The sequence below is a fragment of the Actinospineispora spinosispora DSM 44797 genome (assembly GCF_000429025.1).
Classification (GTDB): Bacteria; Actinomycetota; Actinomycetes; order Mycobacteriales; family Pseudonocardiaceae; genus Pseudonocardia; species Pseudonocardia spinosispora.
Genome location: NZ_KE386837.1, coordinates 110959 through 135934, shown reverse-complemented (window position 1 = coordinate 135934; position 24976 = coordinate 110959). Strand labels below are relative to the sequence as shown.

Annotated in this window: 23 protein-coding genes; 14 read left to right on the top strand and 9 right to left on the bottom strand. The window is 68.9% G+C overall.

Going from position 1 to position 24976, the window contains the following annotated elements; genetic code table 11:
* Nucleotides 1-16 precede the first annotated feature (16 nt).
* On the bottom strand, nucleotides 17-433 hold the full coding sequence (locus G406_RS0139480) for a hypothetical protein (RefSeq protein WP_245607385.1): 417 nt from the start codon (nucleotides 431-433) through the stop codon (nucleotides 17-19).
* A 63-nt stretch (nucleotides 434-496) separates the two neighbouring features.
* On the opposite strand from G406_RS0139480, the gene G406_RS0139475 reads away from it, so the two are divergent.
* From G406_RS0139475 to G406_RS52695, 5 genes are all read left to right on the top strand, one after another.
* Nucleotides 497-1132, top strand: a complete 636-nt coding sequence (locus G406_RS0139475) for a TetR/AcrR family transcriptional regulator (protein ID WP_028938132.1) — start codon at nucleotides 497-499, stop codon at nucleotides 1130-1132.
* 796 nt (nucleotides 1133-1928) lie between these two features.
* Nucleotides 1929-3410, top strand: a complete 1482-nt coding sequence (locus G406_RS52710; RefSeq protein ID WP_169736875.1) for a DHA2 family efflux MFS transporter permease subunit — start codon at nucleotides 1929-1931, stop codon at nucleotides 3408-3410.
* 224 nt (nucleotides 3411-3634) lie between these two features.
* On the top strand, nucleotides 3635-5131 hold the full coding sequence (locus tag G406_RS52705) for a DHA2 family efflux MFS transporter permease subunit (RefSeq protein ID WP_156935398.1): 1497 nt from the start codon (nucleotides 3635-3637) through the stop codon (nucleotides 5129-5131).
* A gap of 82 nt (nucleotides 5132-5213) precedes the next feature.
* Nucleotides 5214-6737: a DHA2 family efflux MFS transporter permease subunit gene (locus G406_RS52700; protein WP_051343300.1), complete on the top strand. Its 1524-nt coding sequence runs from the start codon at nucleotides 5214-5216 to the stop codon at nucleotides 6735-6737.
* Between the two features lie 91 nt (nucleotides 6738-6828).
* Nucleotides 6829-8595 carry a DHA2 family efflux MFS transporter permease subunit gene (locus tag G406_RS52695; RefSeq protein ID WP_156935397.1) on the top strand — a complete coding sequence of 589 codons (1767 nt, stop codon included), beginning with the start codon at nucleotides 6829-6831 and terminating at the stop codon, nucleotides 8593-8595.
* A 412-nt stretch (nucleotides 8596-9007) separates the two neighbouring features.
* On the opposite strand, the gene G406_RS0139450 is transcribed toward G406_RS52695, so the two are convergent.
* Nucleotides 9008-9922: a zinc-binding dehydrogenase gene (locus G406_RS0139450; protein WP_028938131.1), complete on the bottom strand. Its 915-nt coding sequence runs from the start codon at nucleotides 9920-9922 to the stop codon at nucleotides 9008-9010.
* A 151-nt stretch (nucleotides 9923-10073) separates the two neighbouring features.
* Here G406_RS0139450 and G406_RS0139445 point away from each other — a divergent pair, with 151 nt between their 5' ends.
* Complete coding sequence (locus tag G406_RS0139445; protein WP_156935396.1) at nucleotides 10074-11042, top strand: YncE family protein; 969 nt, start codon at nucleotides 10074-10076, stop codon at nucleotides 11040-11042.
* On the opposite strand, the gene G406_RS0139440 is transcribed toward G406_RS0139445, so the two are convergent.
* Both G406_RS0139440 and G406_RS0139435 read right to left on the bottom strand, forming a co-directional pair.
* Nucleotides 11026-11778 carry an SDR family oxidoreductase gene (locus tag G406_RS0139440; RefSeq protein ID WP_028938129.1) on the bottom strand — a complete coding sequence of 251 codons (753 nt, stop codon included), beginning with the start codon at nucleotides 11776-11778 and terminating at the stop codon, nucleotides 11026-11028. The two genes, G406_RS0139445 and G406_RS0139440, sit on opposite strands and share 17 nt — an antisense overlap.
* Nucleotides 11775-12596 carry an alpha/beta fold hydrolase gene (locus G406_RS0139435; RefSeq protein WP_028938128.1) on the bottom strand — a complete coding sequence of 274 codons (822 nt, stop codon included), beginning with the start codon at nucleotides 12594-12596 and terminating at the stop codon, nucleotides 11775-11777. Before G406_RS0139435 ends, G406_RS0139440 begins: the two co-directional genes overlap by 4 nt.
* A gap of 91 nt (nucleotides 12597-12687) precedes the next feature.
* On the opposite strand from G406_RS0139435, the gene G406_RS0139430 reads away from it, so the two are divergent.
* Entirely contained in the window at nucleotides 12688-14016 is a 1329-nt protein-coding gene (locus G406_RS0139430; protein ID WP_028938127.1) for an aminotransferase-like domain-containing protein, read from the top strand.
* A gap of 47 nt (nucleotides 14017-14063) precedes the next feature.
* Here G406_RS0139430 and G406_RS0139425 read toward each other — a convergent pair whose 3' ends face one another.
* From G406_RS0139425 to G406_RS0139405, 5 genes are read right to left on the bottom strand one after another with little or no spacing between them, the layout of a single operon-like run.
* Nucleotides 14064-14717, bottom strand: a complete 654-nt coding sequence (locus G406_RS0139425; RefSeq protein WP_028938126.1) for a hypothetical protein — start codon at nucleotides 14715-14717, stop codon at nucleotides 14064-14066.
* Nucleotides 14718-14730: 13 nt separating this feature from the next.
* Nucleotides 14731-15426: an SDR family oxidoreductase gene (locus G406_RS0139420; RefSeq protein ID WP_028938125.1), complete on the bottom strand. Its 696-nt coding sequence runs from the start codon at nucleotides 15424-15426 to the stop codon at nucleotides 14731-14733.
* Nucleotides 15423-16184 (bottom strand): SDR family NAD(P)-dependent oxidoreductase, encoded by a 762-nt coding sequence (locus G406_RS0139415; protein ID WP_028938124.1) that lies wholly within the window; start codon nucleotides 16182-16184, stop codon nucleotides 15423-15425. The genes G406_RS0139420 and G406_RS0139415 overlap by 4 nt, the downstream gene beginning before the upstream one ends.
* A gap of 2 nt (nucleotides 16185-16186) precedes the next feature.
* A complete protein-coding gene (locus tag G406_RS0139410) occupies nucleotides 16187-17515 on the bottom strand; it encodes an MFS transporter (RefSeq protein ID WP_051343298.1) in 1329 nt (442 codons plus the stop codon).
* An 11-nt stretch (nucleotides 17516-17526) separates the two neighbouring features.
* Complete coding sequence (locus tag G406_RS0139405; RefSeq protein ID WP_028938122.1) at nucleotides 17527-18405, bottom strand: polysaccharide deacetylase family protein; 879 nt, start codon at nucleotides 18403-18405, stop codon at nucleotides 17527-17529.
* A gap of 248 nt (nucleotides 18406-18653) precedes the next feature.
* Between G406_RS0139405 and G406_RS52690 the strand changes: the two genes are divergently transcribed.
* From G406_RS52690 to G406_RS0139370, 7 genes are all read left to right on the top strand, one after another.
* The gene (locus G406_RS52690) at nucleotides 18654-18971 is read left to right on the top strand and encodes a hypothetical protein (RefSeq protein WP_156935395.1); all 318 of its coding nucleotides are present in this window, start codon (nucleotides 18654-18656) and stop codon (nucleotides 18969-18971) included.
* 14 nt (nucleotides 18972-18985) lie between these two features.
* On the top strand, nucleotides 18986-20032 hold the full coding sequence (locus G406_RS0139395; protein ID WP_051343342.1) for a LacI family DNA-binding transcriptional regulator: 1047 nt from the start codon (nucleotides 18986-18988) through the stop codon (nucleotides 20030-20032).
* 119 nt (nucleotides 20033-20151) lie between these two features.
* Nucleotides 20152-21195, top strand: coding sequence for a LacI family DNA-binding transcriptional regulator (locus tag G406_RS52685; protein ID WP_169736874.1), 1044 nt, complete (start codon nucleotides 20152-20154; stop codon nucleotides 21193-21195).
* 37 nt (nucleotides 21196-21232) lie between these two features.
* Nucleotides 21233-22261, top strand: a complete 1029-nt coding sequence (locus G406_RS0139385; RefSeq protein ID WP_084216748.1) for a sugar ABC transporter substrate-binding protein — start codon at nucleotides 21233-21235, stop codon at nucleotides 22259-22261.
* Entirely contained in the window at nucleotides 22258-23217 is a 960-nt protein-coding gene (locus tag G406_RS0139380) for an ABC transporter permease (RefSeq protein WP_028938119.1), read from the top strand. Before G406_RS0139385 ends, G406_RS0139380 begins: the two co-directional genes overlap by 4 nt.
* Before the next feature lie 9 nt (nucleotides 23218-23226).
* Nucleotides 23227-23994 (top strand): ATP-binding cassette domain-containing protein, encoded by a 768-nt coding sequence (locus tag G406_RS0139375; protein ID WP_028938118.1) that lies wholly within the window; start codon nucleotides 23227-23229, stop codon nucleotides 23992-23994.
* Nucleotides 23987-24892 carry a ribokinase gene (locus G406_RS0139370; protein ID WP_028938117.1) on the top strand — a complete coding sequence of 302 codons (906 nt, stop codon included), beginning with the start codon at nucleotides 23987-23989 and terminating at the stop codon, nucleotides 24890-24892. Before G406_RS0139375 ends, G406_RS0139370 begins: the two co-directional genes overlap by 8 nt.
* Nucleotides 24893-24976: the final 84 nt, after the last annotated feature.

The following is a 24976-nucleotide window of genomic DNA, read 5'->3' as shown; positions in this document are numbered from 1 at the left end:
CTGACGGTGTGCGAAGTCAGCTCGGTGCGCGGCCCGGCACCAGCAGCGCGATGACCGCCACCAGCACCCCCACCGCCGCGGTGGCCACGGCCGGCACCTGGTCGACCGGCGGATAGTGCTCGATGTGCGCCCAGTGGAAGATCGTGTGCGGCAGCGAGAAGACCAGCGACGCCGCACCGGCCACCCGCGCCGCCGCCACACTGCCGATGATCGCCGCGCCGACCAGGGTCACCGCGAGCGCCAGGTTGAGGCCGCCGAAGTCGCGGATCAGGTGCTCGTTGAACGGGCCGTCGTAGGTGACCCAGCCGTGCCACGGCCAGCCCGGGAAGTCGGTGTAGAACGACGACGGCGCGACCTGCGCCCACGACCCGACGCCCGCCTCACCGGCCCCGAATGCCACCAGCACCGCGCGTACCCATCTTTGTTGGTCCACACGATCCAGACGAACCGGCCGCCAGCGGTGTGACATCCGGCCCGACAGTGCCACCATAGGTGGATGGATGACGGCCAGACCTTGCGCGTGTACGGCGGTGTCCAAGGTGACCGCCGCAAGGCCGAGCGCCGCGCCCAGTTCATCGAGGCGGGGCTCGACGTGCTCGGCGCGCCGGGGAGCGGCCAGCTGACCGTGCGCGGCGCGTGTCAGCGTGCCGGGGTGGTCGCGCGGTACTTCTACGAGAGCTTCGCGGACCGCGACGACCTGGCCGGCGCGGTGTACGACCATGTGGTCACCGAGATCGCCTCCACCACCGCCGAGGTGGTCGACGCGGCCGGTGACGATCCGGTCGCCCGCACCCGCGCCGGCGTCGCCAACATCGTGCGGCTGATCGACGCCGACCCGCGCAAGGGCAGGGTGCTGTTCGAGGCGAGCATGTCCGACGCGTTGATCGCCCGCCGCCGCCAGGTCGCGGCACGCCTGTTCGCCCGGTTGCTCGGCGAGCGCGCGCCGGACACCTACGGTCCGGCCGGCAGCGCTCAGCACGCACTGACCAGCCAGTTCGTGGTCGGCGGGTTCGCTCAGGCACTCAACGCCTGGTTGAGCCGCGAGGTCTCGGTCTCCCGCGAGGAGCTGATCGACCACTGCACGGACCTCTTCCTCCGGGTGGCCGACGCCCGCCGCTCCGCGATCACGTAGAGGGATCGTCCCCCGCTGATTCGGGGGGGGGTGTCCCCGCTGCTTCGGGGGTGTCCCCGCTGCTTCGGGGGTGTCCCCGCTGCTTCGGGGGTGTCCCCGCTGCTTCGGGGGTGTCCCCGCTGGCCATCCAGTGTCTTGGCGTGGTCGGGTGGTATCAACCCCCGGCTGACGCCGGCCTCGCACTCGTTCCTGGTTGCACGCGTTCGGGGGCGAGGTTTCAGGGTTGACACCACCCGACCACGCCAAGTGCGGGCCAGGATCGCGGGGACGGGGAAGATCTGCGGCGCCACAACGGACACGGCTGCGCCGCGCCCCAATGAGGTGCAGCCGTCGTCGCGCTGGTGACGTAACCCGGGGGGCGCCCCATCAGCCCGACCAGCCTCACCCGCCACACCTCGCAGACCGTCGTGCTGCGTCGCAGATGTTCCAACATCTGCGACACGACACGACGCTCTGCGAAGTGCCCCAGCCACAACCAACCCAGCCACGGCGAAGCCAGCCACGGCTGAGTTGGCTCCGCGAGTCTCCGAAGGAGTTCCGGCGAAGGCCGGGCAGTGAATGTCCGCAACCACCCACCCCGCTGCCAGGGCGGCACTTGGGGTTCCCCCAAGCGCGCGCCCGGGCGAGTCCCCGAGCCTTTTTTTCTGGGAGTACCCCAGCGAGCGTTTACGCGAGCCGGGGTGGTCACAGAAAAATATCGCGCGCGAGACAGGCCCGAGAGACCTGTGTCACACTCTTTCGTGTGACGGCTGTTGCGTCGCGGGGGACTTCTCAGGGGTCGGGCTGGGTGCTGCCCATGTCCGTGCTGATCGTCGGCACCTTCATGTCGGTGTTGGACACCAGCATCGTCAACGTCGCGGTCCCGAAGATTCAGGTCGAGCTGAGCGCGGCGCCGGACGACGTCGAGTGGGTTGTCACCGGGTACACGCTCGTGCTGGGCATCGTGGTCCCGCTCAGCGGCTGGCTGGGTGAACGCATCGGGATGACGCGGCTGTACATCCTGTCGATGGTCGGGTTCGCGCTGGCCTCGGCATTGTGCGGGATGGCGTGGGACCTGGGCAGCATGATCGTGTTCCGGGTCGTGCAGGCCATCCCAGGCGGGATTCTGCCGGTCGTCACGATGACGATGCTGTTCCTCGTCGTCCCGCAGGACCGGATGGGTTCGGCGATGGGCATCTACGGGCTCGGTGTGGTCGTGGCGCCGGCCGTCTGGCCGGTGCTCGGCGGATATCTGGTCGAGTACGTCGACTGGCGGCTGATCTTCTTCATCAACGTCCCGATCGGCGTCCTCGGCACGGTCGCGGCGCTCGCGGTGTTCCCCCGGGTGCGCCCGACGACCTGGCCGCGCTTCGACGTGTGGGGCTTCGTCACGATCGCCTACGGACTGTTCGCGCTGCTGCTCGCGACATCGGAGGGGCAGAGCTGGGGGTGGGACGGCTACCGCATCCGGGGGCTGATCGTCTCCGGTGTGCTGAGTCTCGCGCTGTTCGTGGTGATCGAGCTGGAGGTCGACAACCCGCTGATCGACCTGCGCATCTTCCGGGTGTGGGCGTACACGAACTCGATCATCCTGCTGGGCGTCGCGGTCACCGGGCTGTTCACCGTGCTGTACTTCGTGCCGCAGTTCCTGCAGATCGTGCAGGGTCTGCAGGCGCTGGAGTCCGGGCTGGTGCTCGTTCCGTCGGCGCTGATCCTGCTGGTGCTGATGCCGGTCGCGGGACGGCTCTACGACCGGTTCGGGCCGCGCTGGCCGGTCGTGGTCGGACTGCTGATCATGGCGTACGGGTCGTTCCTGATGGCCGACATCACCCCGGACACCCCTCGGGTGGACCTGCAGCTGTGGACCACGATCCGCAACCTGGGCACCGGCCTGGCCATGATGCCGATCTTCACCGCCGGCATCACCGCACTGCCACCGTCGCTGACCAGCGCGGGAAGCGGAATGAACAACGTCATGCAGCGGGTCGCGTCGAGCATCGCGGTGGCGATCTTCGGCAGCCTCGGCGCGTCGTCGGCGGCCCAGCTGATGTACGACCGGGGTTCGCTGCTCGCCACCGGCGCGCAGGCGCTGCCCCAGGTGGCCGCCGCGACCGACCAGGGCGCGCCGGGTCTGCTCGGGATGTACCAGGCGCTCAACCTGCGAGTGCTGACGCAGACCTACACCAACGGCTTCTACGCGGTCGGCATCCTGTGCGTGGGCGGCGCCGTCTTGGCGTTGCTGCTGCCGTCCGGATCGCCCTCTCGTGGCAACGGCGAGCCTATGGCCATAGAGATGTGACGATGTCAATAGAGAACTAGCCGGATTACCGTTAGGTACTCCTAGTTCTCTATGGCACAATCGATCGAGTGACACTCACTGCTGACGAGGAGGCCCGCGCCCAGCAGCCGACTCAGCACCCGACTCAGCACCCGACTCAGCACCCGACTCAGCAGTCGACGCCTCCCGACCCGCCAGTGAGTCCACCGGCTCCACCCCCGGCCCCTCCGGCGCAGGCCGGCTGGGTGCTCCCGCTTATCGTGCTGATCGTCGGCACGTTCATGTCGGTCCTCGACACGAGCATCGTGAACGTCGCCGTCCCGGACATCCAGCGGCAGCTCGGCGCGAGCGCCGACGACGTCGAATGGATCGTCACCGGCTACACCCTGGTGCTCGGCATCATCGTGCCGCTCACCGGCTGGCTCGGCATGCGTCTGGGCGTGACCAGGCTGTACATGATGTCGATGATCGGGTTCGCCGCGACGTCCGCGCTGTGCGGTCTCGCCTGGGACCTGCCGAGCCTCATCATCTTCCGGGTGCTGCAGGCGATCCCGGGCGGCGTGCTCCCGGTGGTCGCGATGACCATCCTGTTCCAGATCGTGCCGCCGCAGAAGGTCGGCGTGGCGATGGGCATGTACGGCTTCGGCGTCGTGTTCGCCCCCGGTGTCGGACCGACGCTGGGCGGCTACCTCGTCGAGTACATCCACTGGTCGCTGATCTTCTACATCAACGTCCCGATCGGCATCGCCGGCACCGCGGCCGCGTTCGCGGTGTTCCCCCGCATCCCCCGGCCGAAGACCTGGCCGCGCTTCGACGTATGGGGCTTCCTCACCATCGCCTACGGGCTGTTCGCGATTCTCCTTGCCTGTTCGGAAGGCCAGAACTGGGGCTGGACCGGCTACCGGGTGCTGGGTCTGTTCGTCACCGGCGTCATCAGCCTCGCGTTGTTCGTCGTCATCGAGCTCGAGGTCGACAACCCGGTGCTGGACATCCGAACGCTGGGCAACCGGGCGTTCCTCATCTCGCTGCTGATGCTGATCGTGACCATGATCGGCCTGTTCATCACGCTGTTCTACATCCCGCAGTTCCTGCAGGTCGTCCAAGGCTTACAGGCCTTGGACACCGGGCTCACGATGATGCCATCGGCGCTGGTCATGGTCGTACTCATGCCCATGGCGGGGAAGATCTACGACCTGATCGGCCCGCGCTGGCCGGCCGTCATCGGCCTGCTGATCATGGCGTACGGCTCGTTCCTGCTCGCCGACCTCAACCCGAACACCACGCGTGAGCACATCATGCTGTGGACCGCGATCCGCAACGTCGGCACAGGACTCTGCATGATGCCGATCATGACGGCGGGCCTGGCCGCGCTGCCGCCCGCGCTCTCCTCGGCGGGCAGCGGCATCAACAACGTGATGCAGCGGGTGTCGTCGAGTGTCGCGGTGGCCATCTTCGGTGGCATCGGCGCGACCTCGAGCGCGCAGATGCTCAACGACCGCGCCTCGATCCTGGACACCGGCGCGCAGGCGCTGCCCCAGGTCGCGCAGGCGCAGGAGAACGGCACGACCGGCCTGATGGGCATGTACCAGCACCTGCAGCTCTCGGTGCAGGCCGCGACGTATGCGAGCGCGTTCTACATCGTCGGGTTCATCTGCTTGCTCGGTGCCGCTCTCGCCCTGCTGCTGCGGTCCGGACGAGCGCAGAAGAACCCGGACGCGGAGCCGGTGCACGTCGAGCTCTGAGCCAAAGACTGGGGCGTACTGGGGTAAGGAACGTGCCCTGTGTCTATTGGAGACTGACAGTTCTCTATGACACCCTTATCGGGTGACCACCACCACACCCCAGGAGACCCGCTGGGTGCCCCGGCTGGTGGTCCTGATCGTCGGCACGTTCATGTCCGTGCTGGACACCAGCATCGTCAACGTCGCGGTACCGGACATCCAACGCCAGCTCGGTTCCAGCGCCGATGACATCGAGTGGATCGTCACCGGCTACACCCTGGTGCTGGGCATCGTCGTCCCGCTGACCGGCTGGCTCGGACAACGCATCGGAGTGGTGCGGCTCTACACCCTCGCCATGATCAGCTTCGCGATGATGTCGGCGCTGTGCGGTCTCGCCTGGAACCTGCCCAGCCTGATCGTCTTCCGGGTGCTGCAGGCGGTACCGGGCGGGGTCCTTCCGGTCCTCGCGATGACGATCGTGTTCCAGATCGTGCCGCCGCAGAAGCTCGGCGTGGCGATGGGCATGTACGGGTTCGGTGTGGTGTTCGCGCCGGGTGTCGGACCGACGCTCGGCGGCTACCTGGTCGAGTACATCGACTGGACCCTGATCTTCTACATCAACGTGCCGATCGGCATCGCCGGAGCGATCGCCGCGCAGGCCGTGTTCCCCCGCATCCCCCGGCCGACGACCTGGCCGCGCTTCGACGGGTGGGGGTTCGTCACGATCGCCTATGGGCTGTTCGCCATCCTGCTCGCCTGTTCCGAGGGATCGGACTGGGGCTGGACCGGGTACCGGGTCCTCGGCCTGATCGTCTCCGGTGTGCTGAGCCTCGCGTTGTTCGTCGTCATCGAGCTGGAGGTCGACAACCCGGTTCTGGACATCCGCACGCTGGCGAACCGGGCGTTCCTGACGTCGCTGATGATGCTGGCCGTCACCATCATCGGACTGTTCGTGACGCTGTTCTACATCCCGCAGTTCCTGCAGGTGGTGCAAGGACTGCAGGCACTGGACACCGGGCTCACGATGATGCCCTCGGCGCTGGTCATGGTGGTGCTCATGCCGATGGCGGGCCGAATCTACGACCTGGTCGGCCCGCGCTGGCCGGCGGTCATCGGCCTGCTGATCATGGCGTACGGCTCGTTCCTGCTCGCCGACCTCAACCCGAACACCACGCGCGAGCACATCATGCTGTGGACCGCGATCCGCAACGTCGGCACAGGACTCTGCATGATGCCGATCATGACCGCGGGGCTGGCCGCGCTCCCGAAGAACCTCGCCGCGGCGGGTAGCGGCATGAACAACGTCATGCGGCAGGTCACCGCCAGTGTCGCGGTCGCCATCTTCGGCAGCATCGGCACCGTGACCCAGGCACAGATGCTGACCGATCGGGGCTCGCTGCTCGACCGAGGGGCTCAGGAGCTGCCGGCCATGGCGAAGTTCCAGGAACAGGGCGGCTCCGGCGTGATGGGTGTGTACCAGGAGATGCAGCGGACGGTTCTGGCCTCGACCTATGCCGGCGCGTTCTACGTGATCGGCTTCATCTGTCTCCTCGGCGCGGCGATGGCCCTGTTGCTCCGCTCGGGCAGAGCACCGACGAAGGCGCCCGCCGAACCCATCGAGGTCTAGCCGACCCGATGGGGGAATTTGGTTGCACGATGGAGTAGATCTCTCACAGCTGGTTAGGAACGGCTGGTTCTCTAGTGTCATCGTGACCGGCATGACTAGTGCGACTGGTCAGCAACGCGGGTGGGCTGTTCCGCTCGCGGTGCTGATCGTGGGCAGCTTCATGTCGGTGCTGGACACCAGCATCGTCAACGTCGCCATCCCGAAGATTCAGATCGAGCTGGGCGCCAGCGCCGGGGACGTCGAGTGGGTCGTCACCGGCTACACGCTCGCGCTCGGTGTGGTCGTCCCGCTGAGCGGCTGGCTCGGGATGCGGATCGGGCAGACGACGCTGTACAACCTGGCTCTGGCCGGGTTCGCCGTCGCATCGGGGCTGTGTGGGCTCGCCTGGAACCTCGACACGTTGATCGGCTTCCGCATCCTGCAGGCCATTCCGGGCGGGCTGCTGCCGGTCGTCACGATGACCCTGCTGTACCGCATCGTGCCGACCGACAAGATCGGCACCGCGATGGGCATGTACGGCCTCGGTGTGGTGTTCGCGCCCGCCGTCGGGCCGACGCTCGGCGGGTGGCTGGTGCAGTACATCGACTGGCGGCTGATCTTCTACATCAACGTCCCGATCGGGATCCTGGGCACGGTCGCCGCGCTCGCGGTGTTCCCCCGGGTGCATCCGACGAGCTGGCCGAAGTTCGACGCGCTGGGGTTCGTCACCGTGGCCTACGGGCTGTTCGCGCTGCTCCTGGCGTTCTCGAAAGGCCAGGACTGGGGCTGGACCGGCTACCGGATCGAGATGCTGCTCGTCTCAGGGCTGCTGTCGCTCGCGCTGTTCGTGGTGATCGAGCTGGAGTCGGACAACCCGCTGATCGACATGGCGGTGCTGAAGAACTGGCCGTTCGTGAACTCGCTGCTGCTGATCGCGGTCACCACGGCCGGCATGTTCACCGCGCTGTACTACATTCCGCAGTTCCTGCAGGTCGTCCAGGGCATGCAGGCACTGGACGCCGGCCTGGTGCTGATGCCGTCGGCGCTGATCATGGTGGTGCTGATGCCGCTGGCCGGGCGGCTGTACGACCGGATCGGCGCGCGCTGGCCCGCCGTGATCGGGCTGCTGATCATGGCGTACGGGTCGCTGCTGCTGTCCCAGATGACCGTGGACACCACGAAGGAATCGCTCATCGTCTGGACGTCGATCCGAAACGTCGGCACCGGGCTGGCGATGATGCCGATCATGACGTCCGGCATCTCGGCGCTGTCCAACTCGCTGACCAGCTCCGGCAGCGCCATGAACAACGTCATGCAGCGGGTGTCGTCCAGCATCGCGGTGGCCGTGTTCGGCGGGATGGTCGCGTCCCAGCAGGCGCAGCTGATGAGCGACCGGGGCTCACTGCTGCGCACCGGGGCCCAGGCGTTGCCCGAGCTCGACGCCGCGCAGCAGCAGGGCCCCAACGGGGTGCTCGGCATCTACCAGCACCTGCAGCAGATGGTCGTGACCACCAGCTACGCCAACACATTCCTGGCGATCGCGATGCTGTGTGCCATTGCGGCCGCGCTGGCGCTGCTGCTGCGTTCCGGCGCTCCGAAGGCGCCCGCCGCACCCGCCGCCGATGCCCCGACGACCACCCCTGCAGCGGCCCCGATCGCGGCGGCCGCACCAGCCGTCGCCCCGACGGCCGCCGCCCCACCGGCTGCTGCCCCGCCGGCCGTCGAACCGGAACCGGCGCCGGAACCCGAGCGCGTCTCCGAACCCATCCTGGTCGCTCCGACAGCCGAACTACCCCGCTGGCACCTGGAGACCCCGGCGGAACGCGAGGCCAGACGCAACGAGGAGGCCGCAAAAGCAATGTCCGGAGTCCACGTCTAACCCCGCCCCTCCCGCGAGTCGGGGTTTTCAGCACCGCGAGTCGCTGGATTGTGCGGTGCGAGTCGAGAGACTCGCAGTCGGACAGGGAGTTCCGGCGACGAATCGTGCGTGCCAGCGCACCCGGATCAGCCACCCGCATCACGCGCCGAGGCGCAGGGTGTGCCCGGTGGAGCGCTCGGGTCCGCCGCGAGCCGTGTGGCCTGGACACCACGAGTCCGGACCTTCCGACACGGCGGACGGCGCCGAAGAGACCTCCGACCTCGGGCGCCTGGTCTCTACGCTACCGGCGCGCCCGCGAGCCGAATCTCCCCGACTCGCACCGCGCAATCCAGCGACTCGCACCGCAAAATCTAGCGACTCGCGGTGTTGTGGGGACCGACTCGCGGTGCGGGGGCGGGGTGTGGAGTGGTGGTCAGGTTATGTCGAGGATGGCCTTTCCGTTGATCTTGCGGGCCAGGAGTGCCTTGGCCGCCTCGGATGCTCTCGACCAGTCGCCGCGCCAGCCGATCTGCGGGTCGAGCTGTCCCTTGTCGAGCAGGTCGACGAGGTAGGCGAGGTCGGGGCCGAACTTCGGACCGACGAAGAACGGCTCGATGCTCGTCCGGAATCCGCGAATACGCGCTTCCTCGAAGTCGATCGTCGTGGCCTCACCGGAGGCCTTGCCGATGGCCTGCGCCGAGCCGCCCTCCTCCAGCAGCGCGAACGCCTGAGCCAGCTGCTGGCCGCCGACGTTGTCGAGCACCCCGAACACCGGGTCGGTGACCTTGTCCAGCCCGACGACGATCTCACCGGCACCCAGCTCGATCAGTCCTTCACCGCGCGCCTCGCTGCCCACGGACGCCACGACCCAGGCACCGGCCCGCGCCGCGAGCTGTACCGCGAACCGCCCGACCCCACCGGACGCCCCGGTGACCAGCACCCGTCGACCGACGACCGGCCCCAGCCTGCGCACCGCCCGCAAGGCGGTCACGCCGGCGACCGGCAGCCCGCTCGCGGCACCGAGATCGACGGACTCGGGCACCACGGCAAGCTCGTCGACGTCCACCACGCGCAACCCTCCCCAACCTCCGGACCAGCCGAACGTCACCACCCGGGAGCCGACCGAGGGACCGGAGCCGTCGGCGGCGGCCTGGACGACGACTCCCGCGGCGTCCCAGCCGGACACCTCACCAGGCTGGCGCTGCGCGGCGAGGTACTTCACCTCGCCGAAGTTCAACGCGGTCGCCCGCACCTCGACCAGCACCTGTCCGGGCCCGGGAACCGGGTCGGGAGCGGTGTCCAGGCGGAGTCCCGCCGGAGCCTCTGGGTCGTGGATGAGTGCACGCATGCTGCGTTTCCTTCCTCGGTTCACGAAGTCTCATCCGAGGAGAACTCCCCGGAACCCGCGCTTCTTCCCGCCGCAACCACTGCATCTCATGCAACTCTGACCTATGACTTGTGCACTGGACGCCCGATATCGATCGTCCTAGCCTGAAAAAATGACACGAAACGTAGTGGTCACCTGCAATCAGCTCGGGCACAGCGTGATCGCGGTCGACGCCGACGACTACACCGAGATCGCCCGAATTCCGACACTCCCGGAACCGCACATGGTGGTATTCGACGAACGTCGCCGAAAACTCTATGTGGCGATCACCTACCGGGACGGTTTCTACGACGTCCACGGCGATCGGGGAACCGAGATCACCGTCATCGACGTCGACTCCTGGCGGATCACCGGTGTCCTCGACATCGCTCCGTACGCCGGCCCGCACGACATGTTCGTCGACCCGGTCCGAGACCTGCTGCACATCGCCTGCGAGTCGCACGGCGGCTGCGTCGCGCTGGTCGATCTGACCGAACAACGGCTGGTCGGGCACATCGAGACCGACACCGCCGGTCCACACTGGATCGCCGCACTGCCCGATCACACAAAGGCCTACACCGGCAACAAGGAGGCGACCTTCGTCTCGGTGCTCGACCTCGGGCAGCGGGCGATGGCGGGCAAGATCCCCATGCCGAACGGTTCAGAGGACCTGGAGGTCTCGGCGGACGGCCGGTTCCTGTTCGCCAACGACCGCGACCGGCCGTTGCTGCACATCATCGACACCGCGACCGACACCGAAATCGATGTCGTCGAGCTCCCGGACAATCCGCACCGCATTCACCTGACGAATACCGGGCTCGCCGTCGTCTCGCATTTCCACCTGGAGAAATGGCGGTTCGACCAGTCGACCCCCGGCTCGGTCAGCGTGATCGACACGACGACTCGCGCCCACGTCGCTCACGTCGAGGTCGGGCCCGGCCCGCTCGGCATCACCTCGGACCCGGACGGCTCCCGGATCTTCGTCGACAACGCCTCGGCCGCCACGATGAGTGTCATCAACACGTCGACCTGGCAGGTCGATCGAACGGTGCCGATGGACCGGGGAGCCCACGACGTCGTGTACCTCAGGTTGAGCGACTGACCTGGAACGGCGCGAAGCTCTGCGCCACCGGCATCAGTTCCATGACGTTGACGTTCATGTGCGAGGGCAGCGCGGTCGTCCAGTACACGGCCTCGGCGATATCGGTGGCGGTCAGCGGCTGCATGCCGTCGTAGACCGCCGCCGCCTTCGCTTCGTCCCCGCCGAACCGCACGGCGGAGAACTCGGTGCCACCGCACATGCCCGGCTCGATGCAGCTCACCCGGACGCCGGTCCCGTGCAGGTCACTGCGCAGGTTCAGGCTGAACTGGTGCACGAACGCCTTCGTCGCGCCGTACACGTTGCCACCGGGATACGGGTAGGTGCTCGCGGTGGACCCCATGTTGACGACGTGCCCTCGGCCGCGCGACACCATGCCGGGCAGCAGCGCGCGGGTGCAGTACATGAGGCCCTTGCAGTTGGTGTCGACCATCTGCTCCCAGTCCTCGACCAGTGCCCGCTGCGCCGGTTCGAGTCCCTTGGCGAGGCCCGCGTTGTTCACCAGGATGTCGATCTCGGCGAACGCGGCAGGCAGTCCGGCCACCGCCCGCTCGATCCCGGCCTGGTCCCTGACGTCCAGCTCCAGCGGGTGTACCTGCTCCCCGAGGTCGTCGACGAGAGCCGCGAGCGCCTCGCCCCGGCGCGCGGCCGCGACGACCCGCGCCCCCTCCGCGACGAACCGCCGGGCGATCGCCGCGCCGAATCCGCTGCTGGCACCGGTGACGAACACCGTGTTCATGGGGTAGTCCTTTCCGGGACGGGGATGCTGTCGAGGAATCGCAGCAGCACCGCGTCGAACTCGTCGGGTCGTTCCAGGTTGGGCATGTGCGCGGCGCCGTCGATGACCGCGAGGGTGGACCCGGCGACCAGCGAGTGGATCAGCTCGGCGTCGGCTACCGGGGTGAACTCGTCGTCGCTGCCCACGACGACCAGGGTGGGGACGGTCGTCCTGGCGAGCGTCTCGAGGTAGTCGGGGCGCTCTGCGCGGCCCCGCAACGCCGCCGCGGCGCCCTCGGGCCAGGTGGCACGCATCATCCCCAGCACGTGCTCGGCGACGGCGGGCAACGCGACCAGGTTGCGCGGCGCGACCATCTTGGGCAGCACCTCCTCGGCGTACGGCCACAGTCCTTCGGTCAGGAGACGGTCCGCCATCTCGTAGCGCGCCCGTTTGCCGTCAGTGGTCTCCGCCCTGGCCGTGGTGTCGGCGAGCACGAGTCCGCGCAGCCGCTCCGGGAACAGCCGCTGGCACTCCATGACGATCTGGCCGCCCATCGAGAGCCCGCCGAGCACGCACTGGTCGATGCCGAGGTGGTCGAGCAGCTCCACGATGTCGCGGGCGAACACCGACAGCGCCGTGGCACCGGGGACGACGCTGCTCTGACCATATCCGCGCAGGTCAGCGGCGATGACTCGATACCCGGCGGCGCTGAGCCGCTCGATCTGCCCGCGCCACATGGTGCGGTCGAACGGGTGGCCGTGCACCAGGACCAGGGCGTCTCCGCTGCCGGCGTCGTCGTAGCTGATGGTAATCGTCTCGGTGAACGTCGCGGTGCTCATCGGGGCTCCTCGTGGTTGACATCCTCACGCTAATCGGTGCACTATCTCGGTGCAATAAAAACAATGCTCTCGGTGCAATCTGGGGTCAACCGTGGACGACTACCGGGCAATCGCCGACGTGATCGCGGCGCAGATCGCCGACGGCACCCTGCGCCCCGGCGACCGGCTCCCGCCGCAGCGCGGTTTCGCCCGGCGGCACCGCATCGCGGCGTCCACCGCATCACGCGTCTACAGCGAGCTGACCCGCCGCGGCCTGACCGTCGGCGAGGTCGGCCGAGGGACGTTCGTCCGTTCGGCGAGCCCGCCTCCCGAGCCCGCGCTCGCCGAACCGGCCCGAGCGCGCATCGACCTCGAACTGAACTTCCCGGTGCTGCCCGAACAGCCGACGCTGCTCGCGCGGAGCCTTGAGCCGCTGCTGCGGCCGGACATCCTGGCGGGCGCGCTGGCGCCGATCGGCGTCACCGGGACACCGGGTGCGCGGGACGCCGCCGCCCGCCTGTTGACCCGCGACGGCTGGGCGCCGGAGCCGGACCGCATCCTGTTCGCCGGCAGCGGCCGTCAGGCCATCGCCGCCGCCGTCGCCGCTCTCGTCCCGGTCGGCGAGCGGCTGGGCGTCGAAGCCATCACCTACCCCGTGCTGAAGGGCATCGCGGCGCGGCTGGGCATCACGCTGGTGCCCATCCCGATGGACGGCGAGGGCGTCGACCCGGCGGAACTCCGACGTCGGGGGTCCGCGCTGCGAGCCGTCTACCTCCAGCCCGCACTGCACAACCCGCTCGGCGTGACGATGTCGGCGCGGCGCAGGAGCGAGGTCGCGCGGGTCCTGACGGACCTGGACCTGACCGCGATCGAGGACCTGATCTACGGCTTCCTGCACGACGAACCGGTACTCGCGGGGCTCGCCCCACAGCACACGGTGCTCGTCGACAGCCTGTCCAAACGCTCGGCGCCGGGGCTCTCGGTCGGAGTCCTCGCGGCACCCGTCGCGCTGATCGACCCGGTCGCGTCGACGCTGCGCTCCGGTACCTGGTCGGCGCCCCGGTTCGCGCTGGAGGCGGCCAGCCGACTGATCACCGACGGCACCCTGGCGACGATCGGCCTGGCGAAACGCCGGGACGCGCGAGCCCGGCAGGAGCTGGTCCGCGACCGTCTTGCCGGTTTCGCGGTGCGCGCCGATCCGCGCGCCTATCACTGCTGGTGGGAGCTGCCCGACCCGTGGCGGGCCGACATGTTCGTCGCCGCTGCGGCCCGGCACGGCATCGCGGTCACCCCCGGCGCCGCGTTCGCGGTCAGCACCGCGAACGCTCCGAACGCGGTGCGCCTGGCACTGGCCTCCCCGCCCCTGGACGCCCTCGCCGACGCCCTCGACCTGCTCGCCCACCTGGCCCGCAGAACCCCCGAGGACACCGGCGTCGACTGAATCCCCAGCTCAGACCTCGTGAGTGTTGAGGCTGGCTATAGCCAGCCTCAACACTCACGAGCTGTGGTGACGTGGCCTGCTCGTAGTTCGACGGCGAGCTCGGTGGTGTCGGTCAGCGGGCAGATCGCGCGGACCGCGGCGTCGTCCCAGCGGCCGGACCGGCGGTTGTGTTCCAGCCAGACCAGCAGGTCGGCGCCGTGCTCAGCGCTGTCGACCCGCACCACCTCGGGTGGCCCCGCCCACCCGGAGGACGTCCCGGTGATGCGGGTCAGGTAGCAGCGCGCCGACCACGGCGGTCGAGCCAGCTGGACCAGAACCGCACGGGCCGCCGCGCGATCCGGCACCACCACGACGTCCGAGTCCGCGCGCAGCGGTTCGAGGTGCCGCGATGCGTCGACCAGAACCTCGACGCCGCGCCGGGAGTCAGGGGCAGGCACCGTCAGCCGCCCGGACGCGACCGGGGTCCAGTCGCCGAGCCAGCGGCCCACCGAGGCGACCAGCTCACCCAGCCCGGCGCAGCTGGTCACCGCACCGGTCGGCGAGCGGACCACCCAGCCGCCGACATCCGCCCGAACCCGGGGCCCACCGGGCCCGACCCGACCTGCGACCGCCGAGGCCACCCCGGAGCGGGCGGCCAGACCGGCCAGGAACGGCCGGGCCCAGTCGTCCGCGCCACGGTCCGAACCGCACGCGCCGCACATCAGTGCGCTCCGGTCACGGCATCACGTCCCCGGAGTTCGGCCCGAGGGTCTGACCGAGGTAGAGGTTGCCGCCGGGATCGCTTGCCAGCAGCACCGCGGTCGGCGCGATCTCCTCCGGCCGCCCGAAACGCCCCAGCGGCAGCTCGGCCTGCTTCGCCGCACGCCAGTCGTCGGTGATGCCGGCGAGCATCGGCGTCTCGATCGGCCCCGGCGCGATCGCGTTCACCAGGATTCCCCGATCGGCGACCTCGAGAGCCAGCGACTTGGTCAACGCGATCACCCCGGCCTTGGCCGCGGCGTAGTGCGCCATGCCCAGACCGCCCTTGAGCGCCAGCTGCGACGCGATGTTGATGATCCGCCCGGACCGCCGCTCCAGCATGCCGGGCAGCACCGCGCGACAGCACAGGAACACCCCGGTCAGGTTGACCGCGAGGGTCCGCGACCAGGTGCCAAGCTCCATGTCCACCAGCGGCGACTCGGTCAGGATGCCCGCCGAGTTGACCAGCACGTCGATCCGTCCGAGCTGCTCCTCCGCCGCCGCGACGGCCGACGCGACGGAATCCTCCCGGCTGACGTCGATGGTGATCCCGCCCGACTTGCGATCGGCGATCACCACCGACGCACCCTCGGCTTCGAAGGCCCGCGCGATCGCCTGTCCGATCCCGCCGGCCCCACCGACCACCAGCGCGGTCCTGCCCCGCAGCGTCATGCCGGCATCCGGACCGTGAGGCCGCCATCGGCGACGAGAGCCTGCCCGGTGATGTAGGACGCCTCGTCCGAGGTCAGGAACCGGATCACCGACGCCAGCTCCTCCGGCCGGGCGGCACGGCCGAGCGGGATGTCGCGACCCGCGCGTTCCAGCCCGTCCGGACCGAGCGAGTTGACCGGGTCCAGCGACTGCGGCGTCACCACATAACCCGGGATCACACTGTTCACCCGGATCCCGCGGGGCGCCAGCTCCACCGCGACGCTGCGCACCAGACCGAGCACACCGGCCTTCGCCGCGCCGTAGTGCACGTGCTCGCCCCACCCGTACACACCGCCGGCGATGGACGACACCGCCACCATCGCGCCCGGCCCGGCCATCCGGGTCGACGCCGAGCGGAACACCCGCAACACCCCGCTCAGGTCGACCTGCATCAGGTCGTCCCACGCGGCGTCGTCCAGCTCGGCGAGCGCCGCCTTGCGCAGCACACCCGCGTTGGCCACCGCGATGTCGAGACGCCCCCACTCCTCGAGCGCACGCTGGGCGAACGCGTCGACCTGCGCCGAGGCCCGCACATCGACCTCGTGCACGACGCAGTCCCCGCCGGCCCCCCTCACGAGCGCCACGGTCTCCCCGGGATCGTGCGGGTCGCCGGGGAACGTGCCGATCACCACCCGGATCCCACGCTCCGCGTAGGCGACCGCGAGTGCCCTGCCGATTCCGCTGGCCGCGCCACTGATGATCGCCACCTGTCCGGTCATCGCTACCCCTTCAGCCTCTCCGCGGTGCGCGCGCCGAACATCAGGATCCCGGACACCAGCGTGCCGAGCGCGCCCACGACCAGCGCGGCATGCGTCCAGGACTGCCCGGAGGCGAGCATCGAGGTGACGATCACGCCGGCCACGATCGCGCCCGGCTGGGACAGCGCGCTCAGGAACGCCGTGCCCGTCGCGCGGCACTGCGTCTCGTAGCACTCGCCCATGTAGAACAGCAACGCCGCGTACGGCCCGATCAGGAAGAACATGCCCAGCGAGTACAGCAGCACCACCGCGGCCGTGCCCTGCGCGATCGTCAAGGTCAGCATGAAGAAGACGCCGGACAGGACCCAGCCGATCGCGATGACGTTGCGGCGGCCGAACCGGTCACCGGCCCAGCCGTGGAACACGTACCCGAGATAGCCGACCGCGTTGATCACGATCAGCATCAGCAGCGAGCCGGTGAAACTGACGCCCTTGCCCTCGGTGAGCACCGTCGTACCGAGCACACTGAACACCTGGATGCCGAACCAGTTGACCAGCCAGGCGAGCCCGAGCACCAACGTGTTGCGCAGCGCCGGGCCATGGAAGATCGCCTTCAACCCGACCGATTCCTGCTTGACCAGGCCGTACCGCGCCGCCTCCGCGTCGGCCTCGGCGGTCTGCCCCTGCTTGCGCATGATGCGCAGCTTCTTCTCCAGCTCGAACTGCGGGCTCTCCTTCAACGTGCGACACAGCACCGCGATGATCACCGCGGGGAAGAAGGCCAGCAGGAAACAGCCACGCCAGCCGACCAGCGGCAGGAACACCGCCACGAACGCCGACGCGATCAGCACCCCGAGCGGCCAGCCGCCCTGCACCAGGCTGTAGATCAGCCCGCGATGCCGGGAGATCTTCTTGTCCTCGGTGACCGCGTAGATCTCGTTGAGATAGGTCGCGTTGACCGCCTGCTCGGACAGACCCAGACCGCTGAGCGCCCGGATGCCGACGAGCGAGGCGATGCCCGGCGCGACCGCGCTGGCCGCCGACGACACCGCGGTCCCGGCAACCGTGAGGATCATGCCCCGGCGCCTGCCGATCAGGTCGACGACCGGGCCGATCACCAGCACCACCACCGCGGTCCCGATCGACACGAGCGTCGAGACCAGGGACGCCGTCGAGGCATCCCACCCGAAGGTCAGCGACATCTCCGGCAGGAGCGTGCCGAACAGGATGTAGTCGTACACGGCGAACGTCCAGGCCAGGAAGGCGAGCAAGGTCGCCCTCCTGGTGTCCCGGACGCTGAACCGGGGTAAAACCGCTGTGCTGGGCGCCCCCACGCTCGGATCACTGGACATGATGGAACCTCTCAGGACCGGGGGTTACGGGCGATGAAGTCGTCGGCGATCTCGTCGAACGTCGACCAGCGCACACCCTCGTGCGAGTTGATGTGCTCGATCAGGCGTTCCAGCATCAGCAGGTTCTGCGGGCGGCCCGAGACGTCCGGGTGGATGGTGAAGGTGAACGCCGCGTAGTCCTGCTCGCGGTACACCCAGTCGAACTGGTCACGCCAGCTCTCCTCCAGCGCGCGCGGGCTGACGAAACCGTGGCTGTTCGCGCTGGCCTTGATGAACATCATCGGCGGCAGGTCGTCGAGGTACCAGTTCGCCGGGATCTCCACCAGATCCGTTTCCTCGCCCCGGACCAGCGGCTTCATCCAGTCCTCTGCCCGCTTGGCGTAGTCGATCTTCGTCCAGCTGTCGCCGACCCGCACGTAGTACGGCGTGAAGTCGCGGTGCATGAGCGAATGGTCGTACTTGATGCCGCGCTCCAGCAGCAACTCGTTCGTGACCGTCGAGAACTCCCACCACGGCGCCACATAGCCGGTCGGGCGACGGCCACTGACCTTCTCCAGCAGCTCGATCGACCGATCCAGCACCGCGCTCTCCTGCTCGCGCGACATCGCGATCGGGTTCTCGTGCGAGTAGCCGTGCACACCGATCTCGTGGCCGGCGTCGACGACCTGCTTCGTCTGATCGGGGAAGGTCTCGACCGAGTGGCCCGGGATGAACCAGGTCGTACGCAGGTCATTGCGCTCGAACAGGGTCAGCAGCCTGGGCACCCCGACCTCACCGGCGAACATCCCCCGCGAGATGTCGCACGGCGAATCCTCACCGCCGTACGAACCCAGCCACCCGGCGACGGCGTCCACATCAACGCCGAACGCAACGCGAATCTCTTTGGTCATATCTTTCCTGCCTCTTCCGCGCGGAGTTTTTCTGTGACCACCCCGGCTCGCGCAAGCGCTCGCTGGGGTACTCCCAGAAAAACAAGCTCCTTCGTCGCCGAGCGCGCGCTTGTCGTCACCCTGGGAGCCGCCTCCTTGCGGTGGCGACGTTCTTGCGGACATTCACTACCCGGCCTTCGCCGGAACTCCTTCGGAGACTCGCGGAGCCGGCTTAGCTGTCGCTCGCCTCGCTGTCGCTCGCTTAGTTGTTGCTGGGTTTGCTGTTGCTGGGTTTGCTGCTGCTCGCCCGGCTGTTGCTGGGTTTGCTGTTGCTCGCCCGGCTGTTGCTGGTCTTGCTGTTGCTCGCTTTGCTGTCGCTGGTTTTGCTGTTGCTCGCCCGGCTGTTGCTGGTCTTGCTGTTGCTCGCTTTGCTGTCGCTGGTTTTGCTGTTGCTCGCCTGGCTCTTGCTGGGTTTGTTGTTGGTGGGTTGTTGGGGTTGGGGCTGTGGTTGGTGGGTACTGGTGTTGCTTGTGCACACAAACGTTTGGGCCGAACGTTTGGGTAGCATGCGCTGGAGGGCTGGGTGATGTCAATCACCCACATGTCAGGGAGGATCATCACCGAGGTGGACACCGAGAAGCGATCCCCCGTCACCCTGCGCATGCTCGCCGAGCAGCTGAACGTGCACGTGTCGACGGTGTCCCGGGTGCTGCACGCGGCGCCGGACGAGCAGCTGCGGGCCGCGTCCGAGGCCACCGTCAAGCGCATCAAGGAGCTCGCCGACGAGCTGGGCTATCGGCCGAACCCGCACGCCACGAGCCTGCGCACCCGCCGCAGCAACCTCGTCGGCGTGCTCGTGCCGCGCCTGTCCGACCTCGTGCTCGCCACGATCTACGAGGGCATCGACGAAGCGGCCGCCGAGCACGGGCTGTCCACGTTCGTCACCAACACCCTCGACGTGCCCGAGTCACAGCGCTCGCGCACCGAGATGATGCTCGGCCGCAGGGTCGACGGGATCGTGTTCGGCGACTCCTACATCGACGGCACGTTCCTGGACTGGGTGACCGGGAAGGGCGTGCCGTTCGTGCTGGTCAACCGGCGCGTGCCCGGCCATCCGTCGGTCACCTGCGACGACCGGCTCGGTGGCAGGCTCGCGGCCGAGCACCTGCTCGAGCTGGGCCACACCGACGTCGCGGTGATCGCCGGCGAGCCGTACGCGAGTACCGGAATCGACCGCACCGGCGGCTTCATCGACCGCTACGCCCAGGCCGGGATCACCGTCCGCTCGAACCGCGTTCTGCAGTCCCACTTCGACGCACACGGCGGTCGCGCGGCGACCGAGCAACTGCTCACCCAGGGGCCACCGCCGTCGGCGATCTTCGCGGTGAACGACTTCGCCGCGATCGGCACGCTCGGCGCGCTGCGCGACCACGGCCTGCGCGCGGGCAACGACGTCGCGGTCATCGGCTACAACGACACCCCGCTGGCCGCTGAGCTGCCGGTTCCGCTGACCACGATCCGCTCCCCCATGCACGACATGGGCCGGGGCGGGCTGACACTGTTGGTCCAGCTCATGCGCGGCGAGCCGGTCGAATCCCGGCTCCTGCCGCCCCAGCTGATCGCCCGGACCTCGACCACAGGTGTGTGAACAAGCACAAGTGGCAGTTCGGACGAATCTATGCCAACATTTGACAACGAGTTAATCGTTTGAATTCGTTATCACACCCTAGGTTGATGACACGACATCGATGTCCGGAGGTTGCTCGGGTGGCCGTTCGTATGCGGGACGTAGCCCAACTGGCCGGTGTTTCCGAGGCCACGGTGTCTTTGGCGCTGTCCGGGAACCCGCGCATCTCCGCGACGACCAGGCTGAAGGTCGTCAAGATCGCCGACCAGCTCGGCTACCGGCCGCACGCCGCCGCGCGCTCGCTGCGCACCGATTCCACGAAGGCGATCGGGCTCGTGGTGAGCGACGTGGCCAACCCGTTCTTCGCCGAGCTCGCCGGCCGGATCGAGCGCATCGCCGCCGCGCAGGGCTACTCGATGGTGCTGTGCAACTCCGACGAGGACGGCCGTCGCCAGGACGGCTACCTGGCCGGCATGCTCGGCGGCAGCCAGGTCGACGGGGTGATCCTGGTTCCCGCCGACGAGACGACCCCCGGCATCCAGAACGCCGGCAGCTCCGGCGCGAACCTCGTCCTGCTGGACCGCCCGATCGCGGTGCGGGGCAACGACGACACCGCGAGACGACTGCGCGCGCTGCCGGTCGTGCGTGGCTCAGCGGTACAGGCCCTCGACGAGGTCGCCGACCTGTTCGTCCGCCTGCGGCACCGCCGGATCGGCATCATCGCGTTGCCGCTGAGCACCCAGGTCGGCCGGGAGCGCCGCGACCTGCTGATCCGCTCACTGACCAAACGCGGCGTCGCCCTGCAGGACATCAGCGTCGTGGCCGGCGACTTCCGCCAGCACAGCGCGGAGGTCGCGGTGCAGCGTCTGCTGGCCTCCCCGCGCCCACCGACCGCGTTCTTCGCCGCCGACGGGCTCATGGCGGTCGGCGCGATGAAGGCGTTACGCCGGGCCGGCCTGCGCATCCCGAGGGATGTCTCGCTCGTCGGCTACGACGACGCTCCCTGGTTCGACCTGCTCGACCCGCCGCTGACCACGGTGGCCCAGCCGATCGGGGACCTCGCCACGGCCGCGGTCGGGGCGATCCTCGCGTTGCTCGCCGGCGAGCCCGCACCCAGCGCGAGCCCGCCCTGCCGGCTGATCCACCGCGCGTCCTGCGCCCCGCCCCCGAACGTCCGTCCCTGACGAAGTCCCCCGCATTGTCGCGATGAAAGGAACCAGCATGACCAGGAGTCGACTGCGCGCCACCCTCGTGGTGCTCACCGCCGCGGGCCTCTGTGCCGGGCTCGCCGCGTGCGGCAGAGGCGCGGAGGGCGGCGGCCCGGCCGGCGGCACCGGCGCCGCCCGCATCGCGATCGTGACCAGGGACTTCACCAACCCGTACTGGGCCGCGCTGCGCGACGGCGCGGTCGCCGAGGGCAAGACCCAGGGCGTCATCGTCGAGGTGCAGGCCGGGAGCAGCGAGACCGACTCCACCGGGGAGAACGCCAAGATCTCCACGCTGGCCGGGCAGCAGTACAAGTGCTTCGGCGTGGTCCCGGTCAACTCGACCAACGTGATCACCCCGCTGGTCCCGGTCGCGCAGAAGGGCATCCCGATCCTGAACCTGGACACCCAGATCGACCCGGGTGCCTCCGCGCAGGCCGGTGTCTCGTACGCGTCGTTCATCGGGTCGGACAACCTGGCCGCCGGCAAACAGGCCGCCGAGGCGCTCATGGCCAAGATGGGCGGGACCGGGAAGGTCGCACTGCTGCAGGGCATCGCCGGTGAGCAGAACGGCATCAACCGTCAGCAGGGCTTCACCGAGGCCAGCGCCGGCAAGCTCGACATCGTCGCCACCCAGCCGGCCGACTACGACCAGGCCAAGGCCCAGACGGTGACCGACGCGATCCTCAAGGCGCACCCGGACATCACCGGCATCTTCGCCGCGAACGACACGATGGGCCTGGGTGCCGCGCAGTCGGTGCGCAACGCCGGGCTGGCCGGCAAGGTGTCGATCATCTCGGTCGACGGCATCACCGCCGCGCTGGACGCGGTCAAGGCGGGCACGCTGACCGGCACGATCTCGCAGTACCCGTACGCCGAGGGTCAGATGGCCGTGCAGGCCTGCCTGAAGCTGATCAAGGGTGAGCAGGTGCCGAACCGCGTCGTCGCGCCGACCCAGCTGATCGACTCCACGAACGTCGACAAGGCGATCGCGTCCTTCCCGCAGCCGTTCACCCCGTTCGACAACCCGGTGGCAGCTAAATGACCGTTGAGCTCGCGGCACCACCGCGTGAGCAGCGCTTCTCGGCCGGGGCGGCGGCGCAGTACGCCGCCCCGATCGGCCTGGTCGTGGTGTTCATCGCGTTCTTCATCGCCACGCCGAACTTCCTGACCGTCGACAACATCAGCGACCTACTGGTCTCCGCGGCGATCCTGCTGGTGCTGGCGATGGGTCAGCAGCTGGTGGTCACGGTCGCGGGCATCGACCTGTCGGTCGGCTCGAATCTGCCGTGGGCCGCCGCGGTGCTCGGTTTCAGCTACTCGCACGGCTGGGGCCTGCCGCTGTCCATGCTCGCCGCCGTCCTCGCCGGTCTGGTGGTCGGTGTGGTCAACGGTGTGCTGGTCTCGAAGCTCAACATGACCGACTTCATCGTCACGCTGGGCTCGCTGTCCGTGGTCAGCGGCATGACCCTGCTGCTGACCAGCGGTAACACCGTTCCGGTGACGTCGAAGTTCCTGCAGGGGCTCGCGCTGGACGGCATCGGCCCGATCCGCTGGTTCTGGGTCGTGGCACTCGTGGCCGCGCTGGTCGTGGGCTTCCTGCTGTTCCGCACCCGCACCGGCACGTACCTGCTGGCCACCGGCGGCAACATGGACGCGGCGCGCGAGTCGGGCATCAACGTCTCCCGCATCCGGCTGCTCGCCTACGCCTGCTCGGGTCTGGCCTGCGGGGTGGCGAGCGTGCTGTTCGTGGCCCGGACCGGCGGTGCCGACCCGAGCCTGCAGACCGACCTGCTGCTCAGCTCGATCGCCGCGGTCGTGCTCGGTGGGTCCAGCCTGTTCGGCGGCCGTGCCTCGGTGCTCGGCTCGGTCGCGGGCGCGGTACTGCTGCAGAGCCTGATCAACGGCTTCACGCTGGTCGGCATCTCGCAGTACTACCAGCCGATCGCGGTCGGCGCGGTCGTGCTGGGCGCGGCATTCATCTCTCGGTTCCAGAAGTAGGGGGCGATCATGGCTGACACCGATCCGCCTTTGGTGCAGATCAGCGGCGTGCGCAAGTCGTTCGACGCGGTGCACGCGCTGCAGGGCGTCGACCTGGACATCGTCGGTTCCGAGGTCACCGCGCTGCTCGGCGACAACGGCGCCGGGAAGTCCACGCTCGTGCGCTGCCTGACCGGGGTACATCCGCCGGACGCTGGTGAGATCCGGTTCCGGGGCGAGCCGATCCGGTTGAGTTCGCCGGACGACGCGCGACGGCTCGGCATCGAGACCGTCTACCAGACCCTCGGCCTGATCGAGGACCTTCAGGTCTGGCAGAACCTGTACCTCAACCGCGAGCTGACCACCGGCTTCGGCCCGTTCCGGGTGCTGGACAAGAAGTCGATGATCTCCTCCAGCAAGGAGATCCTGTCGAAGCTCGACGTCAACGTGCCGAACGTGCGCGCCACCGTGCGTCGCATGTCCGGCGGGCAGCGGCAGAGCATCTCGATCGCGCGCGCCGCGAACTGGGGCAAGACCTTGGTGATCATGGACGAACCGACCGCCGCGCTCGGCGTACGGGAGACCGCGGCGGTCGAGGAGCTGATCCGACGGCTGCGCGACAGCGGTGTCACGGTGCTGCTGATCAGCCACGACATGGGTCAGGTGACCCGGGTCGCGGACACCGCGTACGTGCTGCGCCGGGGCCGTACCGCCGCGCGGCGGACCGTCGCGGACACGACCGGCGACGAGCTCGTCGGGCTGATCACCGGAGCCATCGAAGGGGACGTGCATGCCTGAGGCCGGTTCGGTACTGGTCGTCGGCTCGCTGAACATCGATCATGTGGTGGTGGCGGACAAGTTCCCGTCGCCGGGCGAGACGATCCTGGGCAACTCGACGCACGTCGGGCTCGGCGGCAAGGGCTCCAACCAGGCCGTCGCGTCCGCGCTGGCCGGGACGCCGACCACGATCATCGCGCGTGTCGGGTCCGACCCGGAGGGGGTCCGGGCCCGCGAGGTACTGACCGGGCGTGGTGTGGACGTGTCGCGGGTGACGGTGGTCGAGGGCGAGGCCACCGGGACCGCGTGGATCACGGTGGCCGAACAGGACAACACGATCATCGTCGTGTCCGCCGCGAACCACTCCTGGCCGTCCGGCGCCGACCCGCTCGGTGACGCCCGCGCGACGGTGCTGCTGTGCCAGCTCGAGATCCCGTTCGACGTGGTCGAGCGGGCGGCCTCGACGTTCGACGGGCTGTTCGTGCTGAACGCGGCACCGGCGGCGCAGCTGGCGGACAGCCTGATCGCGCGCTGCGACGTGCTGATCGTCAACGAGCACGAGCAGGCGGTCGTGGCCGGTCTACCGGCGGACACCCCGGTCGAAGAGGCGCACGCCGAGCTGCGGCGGCGGGGTGCGCGCGCGGTCGTGACGACGCTGGGCAAGGCGGGCGCGGTGATCACCGACTCTTCGGGGGAGACCACGACGATCCCCGCGATCCCGGCACGGACGGTGGTGGACACGACCGGCGCCGGCGATGCGTTCGCCGGTGTCCTGGCCGCACGCCTGGCGGTGGGCGACTCCCTGACCGACGCAGCCCGCTGGGGCGCCGCCGCGGGTTCCTTGGCGGTCCGCTCCCCCGGAGCCCAGGAGTCCTACGCCACCTACGAAACCCTGACCAGCACCGTCCACCCCACGTGAGTGGCAAGGTCGTCTACCGCGAAGCGTAGGCGCCATCGTGAGTGGCAAGGGCGTCTACCGCGAAGCGGCGCCGAAGGCGTAGAC